The sequence below is a fragment of the Streptomyces torulosus genome (genome assembly GCF_001419765.1).
GTDB lineage: Bacteria > Actinomycetota > Actinomycetes > Streptomycetales > Streptomycetaceae > Streptomyces > Streptomyces torulosus.
The window spans coordinates 1-1,869 of record NZ_LIRK01001034.1 but is presented as its reverse complement, the minus strand read 5'-3'; the positions used below and the strand labels follow the sequence as shown (position 1 = coordinate 1,869).

The window sequence follows — 1,869 nt, the reverse complement described above, 5'->3', positions numbered from 1 at the left end:
CTCCGGGTCCGCCGTCATACCTGGGTATGACGGCGGACCCGGAGGCGGGTATGACGGCGGACCCTGAGGCGGGTATGACGGCGGACCGGAGAGGGGGCCGGGGAGCGGCGGTATTCGGACGGTTTGGCCTACACGAGTCAGTCGTCACCGTGCGGGCCGTCGGGAGGCCGCTCGTTCGGGCGGTGAAATTCCGTCATTCCGCATACGCCGGGTCGCACCGTCCGAAAGGCTATTGGCAAGTGCGGATGGCGTGTTCCATGGGCTGATGCACCCTCAGACGTCAATAAAATAAGACAACATCGGTCCGCTGTTCCGCTGTTCGGGGGAAGGCTCCCGATAGGCTCAGAACCGCAGCGCGGAGCCCATGGCCTGCCCGGATGGTGGAATGCAGACACGGCGAGCTTAAACCTCGCTGCCCCTCGCGGGCGTACCGGTTCAAGTCCGGTTCCGGGCACCTTCCCTCACAGGCCGTGAGTGCGTGAGCACCCGTTGTCGACCGCAACGGCGCGCTGCTGATGTGCTGTGAAGGCTGCCGCGGCCCCCGGAACGGTGTGTTCCGGGGGCCGCGGCGCATCTCGGCGGGGGCAGGGTTCGGCAGTCGGCCCCGTGGGGCGGTGTCAGTCCGGCAGGGAGGCCGCCGGGGCCCGGTCGGCCAGGGCGCGGACCAGGGACGTCCAGAACGCCGGGGTGTACTCCGTGATCAGCGGCCGGGGCGTGCCCTTCGGCCAGGTGAAGGCGATGCCCGGATTGTGCAGGTCGGTGCCGTCGGGGAGGAAGAAGTGCGGGCTGCCCCGCACCTCCGGCGCCTTCGACTCCTCCCACTGGTCGAAGAGGACCCCGCGGCTCGTGCCGCGGCGCAGCGCCCCGTCGAGATGGGCGGTGTCGACCAGGGGGCAGCCCTCGGCGACCGCGAGGATCTCGGAGTGGACGCTGACGCAGCGGGACTCGGCGTAGAAGGCGTGGCGCAGGGCCGCGTCGAGCTGGTCGGAGGCGGCCAGGCCCGCCTCCGGGGTGCCGGGCTGGGTCTTGGCCGCCTGGACCGCCTCCATGGCGGGCAGCATGGTCACCGGATAACCGGACTCCGGGCCCTGCCAGTCCGTCCACCCGAGAGCGGGTTCCCGCTCCGCCACGGCGGCGATCTCGGGGTCGAGGATCCACTTGGGCGTGGGCCGGGAGTTGAACAGCTCCAGGGGGAACGCCCGGTGGTCGACGGCGAGCGCGACACCCTCCTCGGCGGCCGCCCGCCGCAGGTTGAACAGCCCCAGAGAGGCCCAGGGGCAGCCGATGTCGGAGTACACGGTCACGGTGTTCATCGCAGGGCGTTCCGTCCTCAGCGGGCCGCGGCCAGGGCGGGGCTGGCCGTCTCCGGGCGGGTGAAGGTGCGGTTGTGGTAGACGAGTGGCTCCTGGTCGCCGACGTACACGGCCTCGACCCGGCCCACGAGAATACTGTGGTCGCCGCCGTCGAGCACCGCGTGCGCGGTGCAGGCCAGCCGGGCGGTGGCGCCGGGCAGACCGGGCAGGTCCAGCTCGCAGGGGACCATGTCGCCGGTGGTGAACTTGTCGTGGCCGGAGCGGGCGAAGTGCCGTGCGATCGCGGCCTGTTCGGCGGACAGAATATTGATCATGAAGCGCTCGGCGGCCACGAACGTGTCGTGCGAGCCGGCCGACTTGGCGGGGCAGACCAGCACCAGCGGCGGGTCCAGGGAGAGCGAGCTGAACGAGCTCGCGGTGAATCCCCAGCGCCGGCCGCTGCCGTCCGTGGTGGTCACGATCGTGACGGGGCTCGGCACTTGGGCCATGGCGCGGGTGAAATCCGATGGGGCGACGGCGGACATCGGTCCTCCAGGGGCCGGGAAGCGGATGGGGG

General features: G+C 71.1%; 2 protein-coding genes and 1 tRNA gene. 1 reads left to right on the top strand and 2 read right to left on the bottom strand.

The window, feature by feature from the left end; all coding sequences use genetic code 11:
* The first annotated feature begins 371 nt into the window (after positions 1-371).
* Positions 372-454: transfer RNA gene (locus AOK23_RS43825), tRNA-Leu, on the top strand.
* A gap of 163 nt (positions 455-617) precedes the next feature.
* Here AOK23_RS43825 and AOK23_RS43820 read toward each other — a convergent pair.
* Positions 618-1,313 carry a DsbA family oxidoreductase gene (locus AOK23_RS43820; protein WP_055717906.1) on the bottom strand — a complete coding sequence of 232 codons (696 nt, stop codon included), beginning with the start codon at positions 1,311-1,313 and terminating at the stop codon, positions 618-620.
* 17 nt (positions 1,314-1,330) lie between these two features.
* Positions 1,331-1,869 (bottom strand): flavin reductase family protein (locus AOK23_RS43815; RefSeq protein WP_338056582.1); only part of this gene is annotated, 539 nt, incomplete at its 5' end.

What these genes read in the sequence shown, in the direction of transcription:
- AOK23_RS43820 (WP_055717906.1), bottom strand. Translation starts at nt 1,313, where the DNA reads ATGAACACCGTGACCGTGTACTCCGACATCGGCTGCCCCTGGGCCTCT.